Below are 467 nucleotides of genomic sequence, written 5' to 3'. Positions count from 1 at the left end.
CGTATTATATTTCCAATTTGCTCGCCGAGTTGGAAGGAGCCGTTGAGGTTGATGATCGCGAAGCGATTGAGCGGATTGTTGACAGCTATACAACGGGCATTGAATATGTCGCCCGTGAAATCGAACAAATAGATCTTTCCAAAAACGAATAAAACAGAGCTCGGGTTTTAACGTTTAACTCGATGCTCCAAAACTACGATAAATACTAAAGGAGTATCGTGTGCTGCAAAAAGTATCCCCCTTTCTGGTTCTGATTTTGTCGATGACTGGCGTTGGCCTGATTGAGGTGTCTGTTTCCTGGAGTCTCTATTACTGGTTTGGTTGTTACATCGCTGTGGGTTTGCTGTTCATTATTTAGGCTAAAGACGGCGCTCAACAAAACGCGATTTTACATCATATCTTGCACTGGCTTGGGAGTATTGGTGCTTTAGGAATTGTGTTCTTGTTTATCAAAACGGAGCGCTTAG

The 467-nt window shown here is 43.0% G+C and carries 1 protein-coding gene; it reads left to right on the top strand.

Going from position 1 to position 467, the window contains the following annotated elements:
- The first annotated feature begins 220 nt into the window (after window positions 1-220).
- Entirely contained in the window at window positions 221-358 is a 138-nt protein-coding gene (locus A3751_RS22075) for a hypothetical protein (protein ID WP_156492225.1), read from the top strand.
- Window positions 359-467: the final 109 nt, after the last annotated feature.

The sequence above is a fragment of the Oleiphilus sp. HI0080 genome (assembly GCF_001635135.1).
Note: the sequence above shows the minus strand (reverse complement) of the source record. Positions and strands in the feature narration are given on the sequence as shown.